This is a genomic window from Streptomyces sp. NPDC127098 (assembly GCF_042722465.1).
GTDB classification, from domain to species: Bacteria; Actinomycetota; Actinomycetes; order Streptomycetales; family Streptomycetaceae; genus Streptomyces; species Streptomyces millisiae.
On the sequence record NZ_JBHXFJ010000075.1, the window covers coordinates 1 to 17,573 of the forward strand.

At 71.9% G+C, this 17,573-nt stretch carries 16 protein-coding genes; 8 read left to right on the top strand and 8 right to left on the bottom strand.

Annotated features, from left to right (window positions below; genetic code table 11):
• The coding region (locus ACFWI8_RS31565) for a PHP domain-containing protein (protein ID WP_387098566.1) at nucleotides 1-560 on the bottom strand (560 nt) is incomplete at its 3' end.
• A gap of 270 nt (nucleotides 561-830) precedes the next feature.
• Between ACFWI8_RS31565 and ACFWI8_RS31570 the strand changes: the two genes are divergently transcribed.
• From ACFWI8_RS31570 to ACFWI8_RS31580, 3 genes are all read left to right on the top strand, one after another.
• The gene (locus ACFWI8_RS31570; protein WP_387098568.1) at nucleotides 831-1,505 is read left to right on the top strand and encodes a hypothetical protein; all 675 of its coding nucleotides are present in this window, start codon (nucleotides 831-833) and stop codon (nucleotides 1,503-1,505) included.
• 73 nt (nucleotides 1,506-1,578) lie between these two features.
• Entirely contained in the window at nucleotides 1,579-2,421 is an 843-nt protein-coding gene (locus ACFWI8_RS31575) for a DsbA family protein (protein ID WP_387098570.1), read from the top strand.
• A gap of 87 nt (nucleotides 2,422-2,508) precedes the next feature.
• Entirely contained in the window at nucleotides 2,509-4,050 is a 1,542-nt protein-coding gene (locus ACFWI8_RS31580) for a protein kinase (protein WP_387098572.1), read from the top strand.
• Nucleotides 4,051-4,165: 115 nt separating this feature from the next.
• Here the strand turns inward: ACFWI8_RS31580 and ACFWI8_RS31585 are convergent, their stop codons facing one another.
• Nucleotides 4,166-4,729: a dienelactone hydrolase family protein gene (locus ACFWI8_RS31585; protein WP_387098574.1), complete on the bottom strand. Its 564-nt coding sequence runs from the start codon at nucleotides 4,727-4,729 to the stop codon at nucleotides 4,166-4,168.
• Nucleotides 4,730-4,851: 122 nt separating this feature from the next.
• On the opposite strand from ACFWI8_RS31585, the gene ACFWI8_RS31590 reads away from it, so the two are divergent.
• A complete protein-coding gene (locus ACFWI8_RS31590) occupies nucleotides 4,852-5,901 on the top strand; it encodes a mechanosensitive ion channel family protein (RefSeq protein ID WP_387098576.1) in 1,050 nt (349 codons plus the stop codon).
• A gap of 15 nt (nucleotides 5,902-5,916) precedes the next feature.
• Here the strand turns inward: ACFWI8_RS31590 and ACFWI8_RS31595 are convergent, their stop codons facing one another.
• Nucleotides 5,917-6,936, bottom strand: a complete 1,020-nt coding sequence (locus ACFWI8_RS31595; protein WP_387098578.1) for a LacI family DNA-binding transcriptional regulator — start codon at nucleotides 6,934-6,936, stop codon at nucleotides 5,917-5,919.
• Between the two features lie 238 nt (nucleotides 6,937-7,174).
• Here ACFWI8_RS31595 and ACFWI8_RS31600 point away from each other — a divergent pair, with 238 nt between their 5' ends.
• Nucleotides 7,175-8,059 carry an SMP-30/gluconolactonase/LRE family protein gene (locus tag ACFWI8_RS31600; RefSeq protein WP_387098580.1) on the top strand — a complete coding sequence of 295 codons (885 nt, stop codon included), beginning with the start codon at nucleotides 7,175-7,177 and terminating at the stop codon, nucleotides 8,057-8,059.
• A gap of 44 nt (nucleotides 8,060-8,103) precedes the next feature.
• Here ACFWI8_RS31600 and ACFWI8_RS31605 read toward each other — a convergent pair whose 3' ends face one another.
• The 3 genes from ACFWI8_RS31605 to ACFWI8_RS31615 are packed head-to-tail and all read right to left on the bottom strand — an operon-like array spanning nucleotide 8,104 to nucleotide 11,329.
• A complete protein-coding gene (locus tag ACFWI8_RS31605) occupies nucleotides 8,104-8,514 on the bottom strand; it encodes a carboxymuconolactone decarboxylase family protein (protein WP_387098582.1) in 411 nt (136 codons plus the stop codon).
• A 29-nt stretch (nucleotides 8,515-8,543) separates the two neighbouring features.
• Nucleotides 8,544-9,338, bottom strand: coding sequence for an SDR family oxidoreductase (locus ACFWI8_RS31610; RefSeq protein ID WP_387098584.1), 795 nt, complete (start codon nucleotides 9,336-9,338; stop codon nucleotides 8,544-8,546).
• Complete coding sequence (locus tag ACFWI8_RS31615) at nucleotides 9,335-11,329, bottom strand: TIM-barrel domain-containing protein (RefSeq protein WP_387098586.1); 1,995 nt, start codon at nucleotides 11,327-11,329, stop codon at nucleotides 9,335-9,337. Before ACFWI8_RS31615 ends, ACFWI8_RS31610 begins: the two co-directional genes overlap by 4 nt.
• A gap of 304 nt (nucleotides 11,330-11,633) precedes the next feature.
• Here ACFWI8_RS31615 and ACFWI8_RS31620 point away from each other — a divergent pair, with 304 nt between their 5' ends.
• The 3 genes from ACFWI8_RS31620 to ACFWI8_RS31630 all read left to right on the top strand — a co-directional run bounded on the left by ACFWI8_RS31620 (nucleotide 11,634) and on the right by ACFWI8_RS31630 (nucleotide 14,891).
• On the top strand, nucleotides 11,634-12,893 hold the full coding sequence (locus ACFWI8_RS31620; protein WP_387098588.1) for an ABC transporter substrate-binding protein: 1,260 nt from the start codon (nucleotides 11,634-11,636) through the stop codon (nucleotides 12,891-12,893).
• A 198-nt stretch (nucleotides 12,894-13,091) separates the two neighbouring features.
• The gene (locus ACFWI8_RS31625) at nucleotides 13,092-13,973 is read left to right on the top strand and encodes a carbohydrate ABC transporter permease (RefSeq protein ID WP_387098590.1); all 882 of its coding nucleotides are present in this window, start codon (nucleotides 13,092-13,094) and stop codon (nucleotides 13,971-13,973) included.
• Between the two features lie 21 nt (nucleotides 13,974-13,994).
• Nucleotides 13,995-14,891, top strand: a complete 897-nt coding sequence (locus ACFWI8_RS31630) for a carbohydrate ABC transporter permease (protein ID WP_387098625.1) — start codon at nucleotides 13,995-13,997, stop codon at nucleotides 14,889-14,891.
• A 36-nt stretch (nucleotides 14,892-14,927) separates the two neighbouring features.
• Here ACFWI8_RS31630 and ACFWI8_RS31635 read toward each other — a convergent pair whose 3' ends face one another.
• Nucleotides 14,928-16,448 carry a DUF5060 domain-containing protein gene (locus tag ACFWI8_RS31635; protein WP_387098592.1) on the bottom strand — a complete coding sequence of 507 codons (1,521 nt, stop codon included), beginning with the start codon at nucleotides 16,446-16,448 and terminating at the stop codon, nucleotides 14,928-14,930.
• A 169-nt stretch (nucleotides 16,449-16,617) separates the two neighbouring features.
• Nucleotides 16,618-17,457 carry an NAD-dependent epimerase/dehydratase family protein gene (locus ACFWI8_RS31640; RefSeq protein WP_387098594.1) on the bottom strand — a complete coding sequence of 280 codons (840 nt, stop codon included), beginning with the start codon at nucleotides 17,455-17,457 and terminating at the stop codon, nucleotides 16,618-16,620.
• Nucleotides 17,458-17,573: the final 116 nt, after the last annotated feature.

A 17,573-nucleotide genomic window follows, 5' to 3' on the forward strand; every position in this document is an offset into this window, starting at 1 on the left:
AAGTAGCGGTCCTTGCCGAAGATGTCCCGGTAGTCGGACGCCGCCTTCAACGCCTCGTCCGGCTGGCCGAGCCGCAGCCTCGTCTGCACCTCGCCCGAGGGGCAGCCGGTGGAGGCGACCAGGCCCTCGGAGTACTGGGAGATGGTCTCCTTGTCCATCCGGGGCCACTTGACGAAGAAGCCCTCGGTGTAGGCGTCCGAGGAGAGCCGGAACAGGTTGTGCAGCCCGGTCTTGTTGACGGCCCAGATCGTCTTGTGGGTGTAACCACCGGAACCGGAGACGTCGTCCTTCTTCTGGTGCGGCTGTCCCCACTGCACCCGCCGCTTGTGCCGCCGCGACTCCGGCGCCACATACGCCTCGATCCCGATGATCGGCGTCACCCCGGCCCCCGTCGCCTGCTGGAAGAAGTCGTACGCCCCGTGCAGGTTCCCGTGGTCCGTCACGGCGATATGGGACATGCCCATGTCGTTACAGGCCTTGAACATGTCCTTGAGCCGCGCCGCACCGTCCAGCAGCGAGTACTGGGTGTGAACATGCAGGTGTGTGAACGGCTTGGTCACTCCACGGGCCTTCCGCAGCAGGGTCAGGGGCCTCCGACCCTACCCCCACGAGGCCCCGTCGTACGCCCTCGGGAGGCACCCGCCCACTACAGCGTTTCCCCAGGTCAGAGCCGCCACAGCAGAGATCTTCCAAGGTCAGGAAGGCAGGACTGATTCCTCAGGACCGCGCTCGGGGCGCCGCCCCGAGCGCGGGCGCCGCGCCTCGCGGCGCCCTCACCCGCGGCGTCCCGCCGTGCCCTCCGCGGCAAGCGTCATGGCACACTCGGCTCGATGGGCATATCGGCTTCCTGGATACGCGTGCTGCGCGCGGCGGTGTTCGCCGCGCTCTCCGTCACGCTCGCCACCGGGGCCCATGTGCTGCTGTCCGGCGCGCCGCTGCCGCTGCCCACCGTGGCTCTGGTCGCGGCCGGCGTCTTCGCCGTCGCGCTGCTGCTCGCCGGCGACCGCGAGCGGGGCTTCTGGCCCATCGCCGGGCTGCTCCTGCCGCTGCACCTGGCGGCCGACACCGTCTTCACCTCCGGTCAGGCCACCTGTTACGGCCCGGGCGGCGGCCCGGTCACCGGCCCGCTGCGGCTCCTCGGCCTCGACCTGATCTGCGGCGGCGGCGACCTCGGCGCCCCGCTGGCCCGGCTCACCGCGAGCGGTCCCGGGCCGCTGACCGCCAGCCCCTGGCTGCTGCTCGCCGCCCACCTGGCCGTGGGCCTGCTCGCCGCCGGCTGGCTGCGCTGCGGCGAGGCCGCGCTGGCCAGGCTGCTGCGCGCGGCCGTCGCCGCCGGCTTCCGGCCGCTGCTGCTCGCGGTGGCCGCCCGCGTCGACCGGCGCCCTGCCCGCCGTCCGCTGCCCCGCGCCACCGACGCCGACCGCCCGGCCCCGGCGCTGCCCGCCCTCGCCCACTCCGTGCTCCGACGCGGTCCGCCCGCCGCCCGGCGGTACGCGCCGGCGTGATCTCACGCCGCCGCGCCACCGCCCCGCGCGCGACAGCCGACCGACACACCACACACACGGAGACAACCCCACCATGAGCAAGCGCAACTCCGCCGAGGCCAAGCGGGCCGCCAGGGAAAGGCTGCGGGCCGAACGCGAGCGTCAGGAGAAGAAGTCCAGGCTGCGCCGGCGACTGGTCGGCGGCGGCGCGGCGGTCGCCATCCTCGGCGTCGCCGGCGGCATAGGCATGACCGTCGCCAGCATGGGCGGCGGCGGTGACAACACCGACTGGGGCGCGGTGCGCTCCCAGCTGGAGGACGGCGCCAGCGGCGAGCAGGCCGAGTTCGCCACCGCCGCGCCCGCCAACGCGACCGGCGACGACGGCCTCACCGTCCGGGTCGGCGACGAGGACGCCGCCAACACCCTCACCCTCTACGAGGACCCGCGCTGCCCGGCCTGCGCCGCCTTCGAGCAGGGCACCGGCGAGACGGTCAGGCAGGGCGTCGAGAACGGCGACTACGCCGTCGAGTACGTCTTCGGCACCTTCCTCGACGACCGGCTGACCGGCAGCGGCTCGAAGAACGCCCTCAACGCGCTCGGCGCCGCGCTCGACGTCAGCCCCGAGGCGTTCGTGGCCTACCACGACGCGCTCTACTCGGCCGAGTTCCACCCCGAGGAGTCGTCCGACGAGTTCGCCGACGACGACTACCTGCTCGAACTGGCCCAGTCGGTCCCCGAGCTCGCGGACAACCAGCAGTTCGAGGACGCCGTCCAGAACAGCACCTTCGCGGTCTGGGCGCTCCAGATGTCGGACAAGTTCAACGCCGACGAGGAGGTCACCGGCACCCCGACCCTGAAGTTCAACGGCGAGGTGGTCGACACCCCGCAGACGCCGGAGGACTTCACGGCCATGGTCGAGGCCAACAGCGTCGACTGATCCGCGCCACGGGCGGGCGGCCCACCCGGTCCCGGAACCGAACACCGGGTTTCCGCCCGCCCGTTGGCTCCCCTTACGCTTCTGCCCATGCCAGGGGGAGAACCGGGACAGGTGATCGACGCCCGCTTCGAGCTGCGCGAGCGGCTCGGCCGCGGGGGCATGGGCACGGTGTGGCGGGCCATGGACCTGGCACTCCACCGGGAGGTGGCGATCAAGGAGGTCCGGCCCCCCGAGGACGCGGCCCCGGCCACCGAGGCGATGCTCAGGGAGCGGGCGCTGCGCGAGGCCCGGGCGCTGGCCAGGCTCAACCACCCCAACGTGGTGCGGATCTACCACATCGTGGACCTCCAGCCGCACCCCTGGCTGGTGATGGAGCTGCTGCCGGGCGACACCCTGGCGTCCAGGGTCGCCGCGGGACCGCTGCCCTGGGGCGAGGTGATCCGCTACGGCCGCGACGTGCTCGCGGCGCTGCGCGCGGCCCACGAGGCCGGCATCCACCACCGGGACGTGAAACCGGCCAACGTGCTGCTGCGGCAGGACGGCTCGGCCGTGCTCACCGACTTCGGCATCGCGGCGGTGGCCGACGGCGGCTCGCTGACCATGACCGGCGGCATCGTCGGCTCCCCCGAGTTCATCGCGCCCGAGCGGCTGCGCGGCGCCCCCGACCACCCGGCGGCCGACCTGTGGTCGCTCGGCATCACCCTCTACCTGCTGGCCGAGGGCGTCAGCCCACTGCGCCGCGCGTCGACCGTCAACACGCTCGCCGCGGTGCTTGAGGACCCGGTCCCGCCGCCGGTGCGGTCCGGACCGCTGGGCGACGTGCTCAGCGCGCTGCTGGTCAGGGACCCGGCGGCCAGGCCGACCGCCGCCCATCTGGACGCGATGCTGGCCATGGCGGCCCAGCAGGCCGCGGCCGCCCCCGCCTGGCAGCCGGCCGCCACCCCGGAGACCAGGCCGACCCGGGTGTCGCCGCCCCCGCCCGGCAGCACGGGGGCCGGGCGGTCCAGGACGGCGCTGGTCGCCGGGCTCACCGCCGGCGCGGTGCTGCTCGCCGGCGGCCTCACCGCGGCCCTGCTGCTCGGCGGCGGTTCGGACGCGACCGCGGACCCCGACCCGACCGTCGGCGGCGAGCCCACGGACCGGGAGGTCGATCCGGTGCCGCCCTCCCCCGCCACCCCCGAGGGGTCGACGCCCTCCCCCGGGGAGCCGACCACCGAGCCGACCCTGGAGCCCACCGAGGAGCCGACGACCGACGAGCCGGAGGACGACCCGGCCGACGGCGGCGCCGGTGCCGACGCCGGCTTCTGGATGGCCCAGCTGTTCTCCGAGCCGGTCGAGAGCGGCCCCGAGGTGCGCGACCAGCGGCTGGCCGCCGTCCGCGCCGAGGGCATGCCGGAGGCCGAGGTGGTGCTGAGCGACGACTTCGCCTCGCTCAACCCGGGCTACTGGGTGATCTACGCGCCGGGCCCCTTCTCCGACGGCCGCGACGCGCTCGCCTTCTGCGCCGACCGCGGCCGCACCACCTCCAACCAGTGCATGGGCCGCTACCTCTCCACGGAGCCGGACGACCGGGTCTACATCTGCCAACCCGGCGACGACGGGCCAAGCGGCCGCTGCGAGCGGGAGTGACGGGAGGGACCCGGGCCACCAGTGCCGTCAAGACATACCCGGTGGCTCGGTGCCGGCACCGGCACCGAGCAGCGGCCCGCGGCCGCTGCGAGCGGGAGTGAGCCGGCGCCGGTCCTCAGTCCAGGTCGCGCAGGAAGTCCTCGGCCACCCGCCAGGTGCGCTCGGCGGCTTCCGCGTCGTGGTCCGGCAGCCCCCGGTGCGTGTAGAGGTGCCCCGCGCCCCGGTACCGGAAGACCTCCACGTCGGCCCCGGCGCCCCGCATCTTCAGGTACCAGACGGTCAGCCAGTCGTGCGGCTCGAAGGCGTCCGGGTCGGCGACGTGCAGCTGCACGGGAAGCCCGTCGACGTCCGCGTCATCCTGGACCTCCCCCGTGCCGTGCAACAACAGCAGGCCACGGGCCTTCTCGTCGCCCAGCGCGATGGTCTGCGCCAGCCAGGCGCCGAGCGAGAAGCCCGCGTAGACCAGGCCGCCCTCCGAGTGCGGAGCGGCCGCGGCGATGGCCCGCCGCAGGATCTCGTCCTGGCCGATCTCGTCCTTGAGCTCCGTGCCGGCCTCGATCGACTCCGGCACGCGGCCGTCGAACAGGTCGGGGGTGAACACCCGGTGGCCCGCGGCCCGCAGCCGCTCGGCGGCCTCCTCGACGGCGGGGTGTAGCCCGACGACGGAATGAAAAAGCATGATATCGGTCACGGTCCGAAAATCCCTCGGGTGATAGCTATGGGTCCGGGCAGGCGCAATCCTGCCAGGCGGGTTCGACAGGCCCCGCCACACGAAGCGGCGAAGAGGAGCTGAGAGCGCCGATGCACGACGTGTTGCGGCCGCTGCTCGCGATAGGCGGCACGATCACGCTCACCGTGGTCATTGGCTGGATGATCGACCGGGCGTTGCGCGCGGCCGACGCGCGGCACCCCGACACGCGCCTGTGGGGGCTGCTGCGCCGCTGCCAGCTGCCGCTGCAGGTGCTGTTCGCGTCGGTCGGCACCCAGGTCGCCTACGACTTGTTCGACCTGGAACTGCGGCGCGGCGACGTGATGCGCAGCCTGCTGGCGCTGGTGGCCATCGCGTCGACCGCCTGGCTGACCATCAGGGCGGCCGGCGCGGTCGCCGAGAACTACCTGGCCCGCTACGAGGCGCGCACCCACGACCTGGCCCGGGTGCGGCAGTTCAGAACCCAGCTGACGATGTTGCGCCGGGTGATCACCTCGGTCCTCGCGGTGGTCGCCGCCGCCGTCACCATCCTGGTGCTCTTCCCCGACCTGCGGACCCTCGGCACCTCGATGCTGGCGTCGGCCGGCGTGATCGGCATCATCGCCGGTGTCGCGGCGCAGTCGATGCTGAGCAACCTCTTCGCCGGCCTCCAGATCGCCTTCGGCGACTCGGTGAAGATCGGCGACACCGTGGTGGTGGACGGCGAGTGGGGCACCGTCGAGGAGATGTCGCTGGCGTTCCTGACCGTGCGGATATGGGACGACCGCCGGCTGACGATGCCGGTGTCGTACTTCAACAACCGCCCCTACGAGAACTGGTCGCGCGGCGGCAACGAGATCACCGGCACCGTCTTCCTCCACCTGGACCACACCGCGCCGGTCTCCGAGCTACGCAAGCACCTCGGGGAGTTCCTCGAGGGCCGCGCCGACTGGGACGGCAGGCACTGGGACCTGGTGGTCACCGACACCACCCCGACCACCATCCAGGTCAGGGCGGCGATCTCGGCGGCCGACGCGAGCGACGCCTGGTCGGTGCGGTGCGCCGTCCGCGAGGAGCTGGTCGCCTGGCTGCGCGACAACCACCCCTACGCGCTCCCGCGGATCAACACCAGCCCGGCCGCGGCGCCGCCCGAGCCCGCCTGAGGGCGGAGCCCGGGATCAGCCCGCCGCCCCGAGCGTCGAGGCACGGGGCACGAGCACCGGCTGGAACACCATCTGGCTCGGGGAGTCCCGCGGCTCCTCCCCCATCTCGTCGACGAGCAGGTCGACCGCCGTGTGGCCGAACTCCTCGTGCGGCGCCCTGATCGAACTGAGCGGGATCAGGGACGACTCCGCGAACTCGATGTCGTCATAGCCGATGACCGCGATGTCCTCGGGCACCCGGATGCCGTGGCCGAGCACCAGTTCCTGGATCAGGCCGAGCGCGATCAGGTCGTTGACCGCGAAGACGGCGTCCGGCCGGCGCTGCGGTCGACGCGCCGCCAGCAGCCGGGCCACGGCACGGCCCTCCGCGATGGTGCGGTGCGCCACGTTGATCACCTCCAGCGTGCCCTCGGCGCTCTGGCCGATCACGCTGCCGGCGCCGTCCAGCCGGTCGGCGACCTGGCGGATGCCGAGCGGCCCACCGACGAAGGCGATCCGGCTGCGCCCGAGCTCCAGCAGATGGGCCGCCGCCATCCGGCCGCCCGCGACGTCGTCGACGGACACTGAGGGCTGGTCCGCGAAGGTCCCCCGCTGGCCGACCAGCACCGAGGGAACGCCGCGCTGCCGCAACGTGATCAGGCGGTCCTCGATCGGCTCGTGCGAGGCGACGAGCAGTCCCTGCACGCGCTGGGCCTGGAACATCTCCAGGTACGCGTCCTCCCGGGCGCGGCTGCGGTTGGGGTTGGCGATGAACACCGACAGGTCGTGCGCGGCGGCCCGCTGTTCCACGCCCTCCGCGATGGCGGCGAAGAACGGGTTGCTGACATCGGGGACGATGTAGGCGATCGTGGTGCTGCGCCCGAGCCGGAGCTGCCAGGCGGCGTTGTTCCGGACGAAGCCGAGCTTGTCGATGGCCCGCTGGATGCGTTCGCTCTTCTCCGGCGAGACCCGGGACGGATGGTTGAGGTAGTGGGAGACCGTGCCGACGGACACCCCGGCCAGCGTCGCCACCTCTCGAATGCCGACCCTCGCCACGCCATCCTCCCTGACCGCTGAGACTTCCCGTGTTCCGCCCGCGGTGGAGCACGCGTCCACCGGCGGCGCGTCGCCCATCCTGCCGCACGACGGCCCGGTGGCCGTAATCCGTGCCCGCCAGGGCGTCGGCGGCCGCGGGTGGGCCGCGCCCAGGGCGACCGCGCCCGACGTTTGAAACGTATCAAGATGTTATCGCCGACCGCAAGCCGCGGGGAGCAGTCGCTGTTACCCTCCCCGCATGACCCATGAGGCGACGAGTTCCCTGGTGGCGGCGGGTGCCGTGCTCGAGCACCTCTACCGCGGCGCGGCGTGGACCGAGGGCCCGGTCTGGCTCGCGGAGTCCCACCGGATACGTTTCAGCGACATCCCGAACGACCGGATCCTCGAGTTCGACGCCGCCTCGGGGAGCACCTCGGTGTTCCGCCGAGCGGTCGGGTACGCCAACGGCCGGACCCTCGACCGGTCCGGGAGGGTGGTCGAGTGCAGCCACGGCCGCCGGGCCGTGGAGCTGGCCGACCGGGACGGGACCCCGCGCACGATCGTCGACCGGTGGGAGAACCGCCGGTTCAACTCGCCCAACGACGTGGTGGTCGCCTCCGACGGCGCGGTCTGGTTCACCGACCCGCCGTACGGCATCCACTCCTCGGGCCGCGAGGGGTATCCAGGGGAGCCCGAGTACGAGGGCTGCTTCGTCTTCCGGCACGACCCCGCCACCGGAACGACCCGCCCCGTCGTCACCGACATGACGCACCCCAACGGGCTGGCCTTCTCCCCCGACGAGTCCGTGCTGTACGTGGCCGACTCCGGCCGGCTGTGGATCGACGACGGCCCGCACCACGTCCGCCGGTACCGCGTCACGGGTGCCGAGGTCGGCGAGGGCGAGATGTTCGCCGTCGTCGAGCACGGGGTGCCCGACGGGATGCGGGTCGACGAGCACGGCCGCCTGTGGGTCGCCGCCGCCGACGGCGTGCACGTCCTCCACCCGGACGGCACGCACGCCGGCTTCGTGCCGGTGCCCGAGGTGGTCGGCAACCTGTGCTTCGGCGGGCCGGACGGCCACGACCTCTACATCACCGCGTCCACCAGCCTCTACCGGATCCGCACCACGACGCGGTCGGCCTGACCGGTCGGGCCGACCGGCCCGACCGGACCGCGGGGGCCGGTGGCTCAGTCCGTCGTGGCCTCGCGCCCGGGCGGCAGCTCGACGCCGAGCTCGACCAGTTCGTCCGTGACGACGCGGATGGCGTTGAGCGCCCTGGGGAACCCGCAGTACTGCACGGTGTGGATCACCGTCTCCAGGATCTCCGTCGCCGTGCAGCCCACCCGGACGGCGCCGCGCGTGTGGCCGCGCACCTGTGGTTCGAGACCGCCGATGGCCACCAGGGCCGCGAGGGACAGCAGTTCACGCTGGGCGAGCGTGAGTCCGGGCCGGGAGTAGATGTCCCCGAAGTTGACCTCGATGCCCAGTCGCGCCAGGTCGCGCGCGAGCCCGGACTGCATGTCGATCAGCCCCTCCGCCCTCCCCTCCCCGTACACCTGGTCGAACCAGTACCGACCGGCCTCCAGCCGCTCGTTCATGACACACCACCTCCTGTGACCTTCGACGTTCAGATCGAGTGGCCGCCGTCGATCGGCAGGATGACGCCGGTGACGTTGACGGCGGCGGGCGAGGCGAGGAACAGCACCGCCTCGGCCAGGTGCTCCGGCTCACCGAGCAGGCGGGTGGGGATCTGCGCGAGCAGGGCCGCGCGCCGTTCCTCGGTGTCCCGCTCGCGGCCGGGGGTGGCCTGCGCCCCCGGGGCCAACGCGTTGACCGTCACGCCGTGTTCGGCCACCTCCACCGCGAGGGCCTTGGTCAGCCCCACGACGCCCGCCTTCGCCGCGGCGTACGCGGTGGCGCCCCGTACCAGGCGGCCACCGGAGACGGCCGCGACCGAGGCGATGTTGACGATCCGGCCGTACCGCTGCTCCAGCATGGCGGGCAACACCGCGCGGGTCACGTGGTAGACGCTGTCGAGGTTCCGGGACACCATCGCGTGCCAGGTCTCCGCCGACATCTCCGCGAACGGCGCCACCACGCCGCCCCCGGCGCCGTTGACCAGTACGTCGACCCCGCCCCAGGCGGTCAGGACCCGGCCGGCCGCGGCCTGGACGGCCGCGTGGTCCGTGAGGTCGACGCCGATCGGCAGCGCCCGGCGGCCCAGTCGCGCCAGGTCCCCGCACACCTCGCCGGCGCCCGCCTCGTCCAGGTCGAGGACCGCCACGTCGGCGCCGGCCCTGGCCAGCCGCCGCGCGACGACGCTGCCCAGCGCGCCGGCGCCACCCGTCACCAGGGCCCTGCGACCCGCCAGAACGGCCGGCCCGGTGGGCTCGACGCCCCCGCCCTCGCCCCGCCCGGTCACGCGGCCACCTCCTGCCAGGCGGCGCCGGTGTCGGCCGCGCCCTCCCTGGCGAAGACCGGGATCCGCCGCAGGGGGGCGGGCACGGTCACCGTGGTCCCGCCCGGATGGGTCCGGCCGGTGGCCACGTCGCGCCAGTCGGCGCCGGCGGGGAGGTACACCGCGCGTTCCCGCACGCCGGGGCCGAGGACGGGCGCCACGAGGAGGTCGGGCCCGAACAGGTAGGCGTCCGCCACGTCCCACGCGGCCGGGTCGTCCGGGTAGTCGACGAACAGGGGCCGCATCAGCGGCACGCCCGTGCTGCTGACGTTCGCCATCTCCCGGTGGATGTAGGGACGTAGGGACTCCCGCAGGCTCAACTGGCGGGTGAGGATCTCGTAGACCTCGGGGCCGAACGACCAGACCTCGTTGGGCCCTCCGGTCATCTCGGGCCCCGGGGCCATCCGCGGCTCCCGGTCCCCGTGCAGGCGGGTGATCGGGCAGAAGACCCCGAACTGGAACCAGCGGGCCATCAGTTCGCGGAACTCCGGGGAGTCCGGGTCGCCGCCGTGGAAGCCACCGATGTCGGTCGTCCACCAGGGGATGCCGCTGACGGCCATGCTGAGGCCGGCGCGCAGCTGCTGGGCGAGCGAGTCCCAGTCGGCCCTGATGTCCCCGGACCACACCGCGGCGCCGTACCGCTGGCTGCCGGCCCACGCGGAGCGGTTGAGGCTGAGGATCTCCTCTTCCCCCGCCTCACGCATGCCCTCCCAGATCATCCTCGCGTTCTCGCGGGGGTACAGGTTGCCCACCTCCTGGCCGGGCCCGGCGTGGTAGAGCAGGTTGTCGGGCGCCGCCGGCCGCATCTCCGGCTCGCTCGCGTCGAGCCAGAAGACGCGGACGCCGTGGTCGTGGTAGCCGCGCTTGACCCGCTCCCAGACGTAGGCCCTGGCCGCCGGGTTGGTGGGGTCGTAGAACTGCATGTAGGTGCGGTTCTCCACCCCCTTGTCGCGCGAGAGCACGCCGACCTCCACCCCACGCTCGTTGCGCACGAAGTAGCCGCGTTCCAGCATCTCGTTGAAGTTGACGGAGACGGCGGTCACGGAGGGCCACACGGACATCATCAGCCTGACGCCCATCGCGGTCAGCTCCTCGACCATGCCTCGCGGGTCGGGCCACTCGGCCGGGTCGAGCCGGAAGTCCCCGATGTGCGGGCCGTGGAAGAAGTCGCAGACGATCACCGAAAGCGGCAGGCCACGACGGCGGTACTCGCGGGCCACGGTCATCAGCTCGTCCTGGGTGCGGTAACGGAGCTTCGACTGCCAGAAGCCGCTGGCCCACGCGGGGAAGGTGGGCGCCCTGCCGGTCGCGTCGGCGTAGGCGGACAGGATCTCCGCCGGGGTCCCGGCCGTCACCCAGTAGTCGATGAGGCGGGCGCTGTCCGCCACCCAGCGGGTGCCGTTCCCGGCCAGCTCCACCCGGCCGACCGCGGGCGAGTTCCACAGGAACCCGTAGCCGCGGCTGGACAGCAGGAAGGGGATGGTCACCTCACCGTTGCGCTGCACCAGGTCGACCACGGCGGTCTTCTGGTCGAACATGCCGTGGGTGTGCTGCCCGAGGCCGTAGAACCGTTCCCCGTCCGCGGCGGCGAACCGCTGCTCCACGCGGTGGTAGCCGTTCCCGGTGGCCGCGAACAGCCGGGCGCCCGGCCACCAGAAGTGGGCCGCCTGCTCGGCGAGGAACGGCTCTCCCGCGCCGGGGCGGGCGAAGGACACCTCGCCCGCCCCGGTGACGGTCACCTCGACGCCGGCGTGGCCGAAGCGCGCGGTGTCCGCGTCGATCGTGACCTCGACGGTCGGGCTCCCGTCCCGGTCGAGGAGCGCGGCCGGCGGGCCCTGCGGGATCTCGTGGAGACCCGCCATCACCCGGACGCCGCGCCCCCAGGCGCGCACCACCAACGTCTCGTGTCCGGACCGCCATTCGACGCCGTCCGGACGTGCCGTGAGGCAACCCATGATCATCAGCCTTCTGGTCGTAACCCCTGTTGCTCTTTAAACGTTTCACCCGTCGACGCGAGAATGTCAACACCTCGGACGGCGCTCGCCACGGACGCGGGCCGGCGACCTCACGGAACCGCTTCGCCTGACGTCAGACGGCGTCCGCCGGGTGACGGGAGGCGCCGTGCGACCATCCTTGACACCCCCCGGGGGCGGAGCTAGCATGCCGCGCACTTGAAACGTATCAATGCATGGCGCAATTCGAGGAGGAACTGTGGCCAGAGCATTTGGGGTCCAGGGGCGCAGGGTGGCCCTCGTAGGGGTGTCGGGCATCGCTCTGGTGCTGTCCGCCTGTGGCGGGACCGGTGGCGGTGGCGGCGCCACGCCCGAGTCCCTCACCTATCTCCGCAATGTCGAGAACGGCAACATCGAACCGGTTCTCCAGACCCTCGCCGACGGGGCCTGCAGCGAACAGAACGAGCAGCTGCCGCTTGAGGTGAGCACGATCCCGCAGGCCGAACTCGACGCACAGATACAGATGCTGGGCGGCCAGGACGCCCTGCCGGTGATGTTCGCGGCGGGTGGCACGCCGGCCGAGGGAGCCCGGCTCTGGGACGCCGGGATGCTGGTCGACTTCGAGGCGGAACTCGAGGAGCTCGGCGTCCTGGACATGATCGAACCGGCGGCGATATCGACCATCGAGTCCCTCTACGGCGGAGCGTTCAACTTCCTGCCGTTCCAGTTCAACATCGAGGGGATCTTCTACAACAGGGAGTACTTCACCGAGAACGGCTTCGACGAGCCGCGGACCTGGGACGAACTGCTGGACGTCGCGGCGGCCTTCGAGGCGCAGGGCATCACGCCCTTCGCCGCCTCCGGCGAGCAGGGCTGGCCCATCACCCGCCTGGTCTCCGGCTATCTCTACCGCGCACTCGGCCCGGACGCCCTGCAGGCCGTGGCCGACGGCGACGCCAGGCTCACCGACCCCGAGTACGTCGAGGCCGCGGCGGCCGTCGCTGACCTCGGCGCCCGGGGCTACTTCGGCGAGAACATCGCCTCCCTGGACTACGACAGCGCCCAGAACGAGTTCCTCACCGGCAACGCCGCCATGTTCTACATGGGCACCTGGGCCCTCACGGCGATCAACGACCCCGAACAGAACCAGATCGGTCTCGACAACGTCGGCTTCATGCCGTTCCCGGCGGTGGAGGGCGGGGCCGGAAGCATCGACCAGTACCCCTCCAACGTCGGCCTGCCGTCGACGTTCAACGCCCGCACCTACACCCCCGAGGTGGGCGACTGGCTGCGCTGCATCACCGAGAACTTCGGTGAGCTGTCCCTGCGCGACGAGCGGACCATCTCCGGCTTCAGGCCGCAGAACCCGGTGCCCGACCTCCCCGAGCTGACGCAGGACGTGCAGCAGCGCATCGCCGACAGCTCGGAGACCGTGCTGTGGTTCGAGGCCCTGTTCAACGCCAAGGCCGGACAGGACTCGTCGAGCAACGCGGCCCTGTTGGTCAACGGGCAGATGAGCCCCGAGGACTTCATGTCGACGCTGCAGACCGACCTCGACACCGACTGACGTGGCTCGCGGCCCCCGCGCGCGAGGGCGCACGACCCGGCGTCGTGTGCCCTCCGCCCGACGGCCCCTCGTCGAAGGAGCGCGCGTGAGCGGCGCTCCCCCGCAAGCGGGGGGCGCCCCCGACGCGGCCCCACGCCCCCGTCTCCCACACCACCCGCACCCACGCCGCGCGGGCGGAGAAGCGCACAAGGAGAACACGTGACACCCGTCCTCGGCGACCGGCGCGCCATCCTCATCCTGCTCGGGCCGGCGCTGCTCGTGTACACGCTCGTCATGCTGGTCCCCGTCATCTGGTCGTTCGGATACACCTTCGTCACCGGCAACGCGATCGAGGGCTTCACCTTCACCGGCCTCGACAACTTCCAGCGGCTGGCGGAGGACCCCGACGTCCGCGACGCGCTCTGGTTCACGCTGAAGTACGCGGTCTGCGTCACCGTGGGCCAGATCGCCCTCGGCTACGCGCTCTCGCTGCTCTACGTGTTCGTGCTGCGCAAGTCCTCGGCGATCATGCGCACCCTCGTCTTCTTCCCGGTGGTCGTGCCGACCGTCGCGATCTCGCTGCTCTACCAGAAGCTGTTCCAGTCCGCGCCGCGTGACGGGATCGTCAACGAGCTGCTGGTCAACGTCGGTCTGGGCAGCGTCGACTGGCTGGGCTCGGGCACCACCGCGTTCCTCGTCATCGTCATCATGGACGTCTGGCGGTCGGTGGGCTTCTACGGTGTCCTGATCTACGCCGGACTGCTGGACATACCAGGGGAGATCCTGGAGTCGGCGCGCATCGACGGCGCACGGGCCTGGACCCTGTTCCGGCACATCGTCCTGCCGCTGTCGCTGCCGATCCTGCTGTCCTCGGTCATCCTCAGCATCAACGGCACGATCAAGGTGTTCGACTCGGTGCTGGCGCTGACCAACGGCGGCCCGGGCACCAGCAACACGCCCCTCACCCTGTACATGTACCGCACCGCCTTCGCCTACGGCGACTACGGCTACGGCAGCACCATCGCCCTGCTGCTGACCATCCTGTGCTTCCTCGTCACACTCGTCATCTTCCGGTCGGCGCGCCGCGACATCACAGCCTGAGAAGGATCGCCCGTGTCCATCATGACTCGCACTCCCGGCCCGCAGGTGGCGACGCCGGCATCCCCCCGGGCATCGAGGCCCCGGAGGCTCGGGCCGAGGCTCCGGCGGGCCCCGGTCGTCCTGGTCGTCCTGCTGCTCCTCGCGGTCGAGGTCTACCCGCTGTTCTGGCTGGTGATGAACTCGCTGAAGTCCAGCCAGGAGTTCCTCAACACGCCCTCCTGGCAGCTGCCGACCGAGTTCCGCTGGGACAACTACACGACCGCGTGGGAGCAGGGGATGCTCGCGACGACGATCAGGAACAGCCTGGTCGCCACGGTCCCGTCCCTGCTCCTCATCATCGTCCTCGGCGTGGCCGCGGGCTTCGCGCTCGAGGTCATGGTGTGGCGGGGGCGGCACGCGGTGCTGCTCGCCGTGCTGGGCGGGATCATGATCCCCGGCCAGATGATCCTGCTGCCGCTGTTCACCATCTACCTCAACCTCGACCTGACCGGCAGCCTGTGGCCGCTGATCATCACCTACACGGCGCACGGGCTGCCGTTGACGATCTTCATGATGGCGACCTACTTCCGGGCGATCCCCCGGGAGATCTTCGAGGCATCGACCATCGACGGGGCGAGCGTCCTGCGGTCGTTCGTGTCCATCGGCTTCCCCATGGTGCGCAACGCGGTGCTGACGGTCGCGCTCGTACAGTTCTTCCTGATCTGGAACGACCTGCTGTTCGCCATCACGTTCGCCAACCGCCGCGAGCTGAACACGGTCCAGGCGGGCCTGCTGAACTTCAGCGGACAGTACGGCGCCCTGGACTACGGTCCGTTGTTCGCCGCGATCTGCATCGCCATCGGCGGGGTCCTGGCGCTTTACCTGTTCCTCAACCAGCGGATCATGCAGGGCCTGGTGGCCGGTTCGGTGAAGGGCTGACCGGGGTCGCGCCGCGGCGCGTCGGAGAGGGGCCCGTCAGTCCACCCGGCGGATCCGCAGGGCCAGCGGTCGGCCCGCCGGCAGCTCGATCGTCGCGTCGGCCGTCGCCTCGTTGCGCTCCACGGTCGTGAGCGTGAAGGTGCCCGGCACGGTCTCGACGGACATGTCCCAGGTGTCGATGACGTCGACCGCGAACCGGTCCCCCGCCACCAGGCGCTCCCCGGTCACCCCCTGGGGCAGCGTGAACCGCCAGCGGGCCGGCGCCGAGGGGCCCAGGTAGCGCAGGTACTCCACCCTGGGGATCCCGGCGGTGTGGGTGGTGTCGTCCCACTTGTCGATCGGGTCGAGTCCCACTCCCCCGACCTCCTCCAGGATCCGGCGCAGGAAGGCCAGCCGGGGCGGGCTGTCGCCCCGGAAGGCGCCGCCCTCGACGATCGAGAGGCTGCCGCTCCCGGTCAGGAAGCTCTCACCGTGGCTGGCGTAGGTGCCGCTGACGGTGGCGACCCAGAAGCGATGCACCAGCTCGGGCCCGGACAGGTGCCCCCAGCGCTCCGGGATGTCGCCCTCGTACTTGATCTCGTCGAGGACGATCGGCTTGCGGTACACGTCCCGATAGAGCAGCGCCCGCCCGAAGTCGGCGACCGCGAAACCGTTCTGCAGGGAGACGTGCGTCACCCACGGCTTGTTGTGGTCGTAGATGTCGATCCAGTTGTGGATCGACCTCAGCCGTCCGTGCGCGTCGTGGTCCCGCACGACCTGGAAGGCCCGGTCCCAGCGGTCGTCGGGGCGTTCCATCTGGTCGTACTCGTTCGCCATCGACCACCAGACGTTCCGGTACGCCGACAGCCGGGCCACCACGTGGCGCAGGTAGGCGGCGTCCTCCTCCTCGGACAGCGCGTCGAGCCCGTAGTCGCCCTGGTCGTAGGGGTGCAGGAGGATGACGTCGGCCTCGATCCCGGCGGCCAGCAGATCGGCGACGGCGCGGTCGAGGGCCTGGAAGTACGCGACGTCGACGGCACCGACGTCCCAGCGGCCGGCCGCGTCACGGGCGAACGGGAAGCGGTCGGGGCGGTGGGCCACGTGCCCGCCGCCCTGGGGGAACACCAGGAAGCGCAGCTTGTTGAACCCGGCCTCCGCGACCGCCTCCAGCGTCACCCGGTACCTGTCCTCGGGCTGGTGCAGCCAGTTGTACACGGTGGTGCCGACCGGCCGGTACGGCGTGCCGTCCGCGTGGGCGAAGTGGTAGGTCCCCGCCACTCGGACCGGGCCGTGGTTGCCCGGTGCGGGCGGCACGCACCTCAGGCGCCCCTCGTGCCCGTCGAGCGCCGGTTCGGCGGAGCGCGTCAGGTAGCTCCAGGTGCCCTCGGCGTCCGGCGAGAAACGGATGACGTACTCCCCCGCGCCGTCGTGGAAGCCGGGAGCGGTGACCACTCGCTCGCCGTGCCGGAACTCCACGGTGAATACGGTGTCGAGAGGGCGCTCCGGCACCGGGGCCGGGAACCGGCGTTCGAACACGCCCCAGCGTTCGACCTCGTCGTCGCTCGGTTGTGCCGCCATGCTGTGGTCCTTCCGTGGGTCGGGGTTGCTCGGCCCGGCGCCCGACGCCCTTCGACAGGGGCGGTCCCCTGGGAGAAGGGCACGCGGCACGCCGGACGAGGTGAGGGCGGGCGTCGGTGCGCCCGGTACGGCTGGCACGCCTGCCGGGGCGCGTCGCCCCGCGCACGGGTCAGCGTTCGGCGCGCCAGAGGTGACGGGGCTCGAAGCCGAGGTCCCGACGCGCCGCGTCGATGCTGACGAGCGTCTCGAACTCGCCGAGCGGCTTGGTGACGGGCGTGTCGGGGAACCAGGTCCGCGCGAGTTCGGCGGACGGCACCGAGAGGCCGGTGTCGGAGGCGGCGATGTCGTACACGGCGAAGCCCGGCCGAGCGGACCGCAGCGCGAGGTCGATCGCCCGCGCGCAGTCGCGCACGTCGACGTAGGAGCCGAGCAGGTCACGCCGGTAGACCGGGTCGCCGGGCGGCCCGAACTCCGCGTACTGACCGGGGCGGACGATGTTGGTGAAGCGCAGTGCCGTGATGGACAGTTCGGGGTCCCAGCGCACGAGCTGGCGCGCCATCCCCTCCTCCATCGTCTTCACCAGGCCGTAGGTGCAGTAGGCCGCGACCACCCGCTCGTCCACGGGCAGATAGGGCGGCGGTTCGTCGAAGGGGAAGCCCATCGCCGTGATGCTCGAGGCGTACACGACCGTCCGGATGCCGGCGCGCAGTGCCGCGTGGAACACGTTGAACGAGATGGCCATGTTGGTGTGGAACGTGGTCGCGTCCGGCACCAGCCCGTTCACGGGGATCGCGGCGAGGTGCACGAGCGCGTCCAGGCCGCGGTGGCGTGCCGTCACGCCGTGGAACGCGTCCAGCGTCTGCCCGTAGTCCGTGAGGTCGACGCGGGTGAACCCCGGGCCCGCCGGCCCCGACAGGTCCACGCCGAACACGGCGTGCCCCTCCTCGGACAGCAGCGACACCGTAAACCCGCCCAGCGTGCCCGCGCTGCCGGTCACTGCGACTCGCACGACCCGGCCTCCTCGTCCCGACGTCGTCGGCGCCTGCCCGAACTGCGCCCCGTGCGGGGCTCCCTCGCCGGGCGACGCGCATTCACGGGCTCGATCCTCTCCCCGATATTGAAACG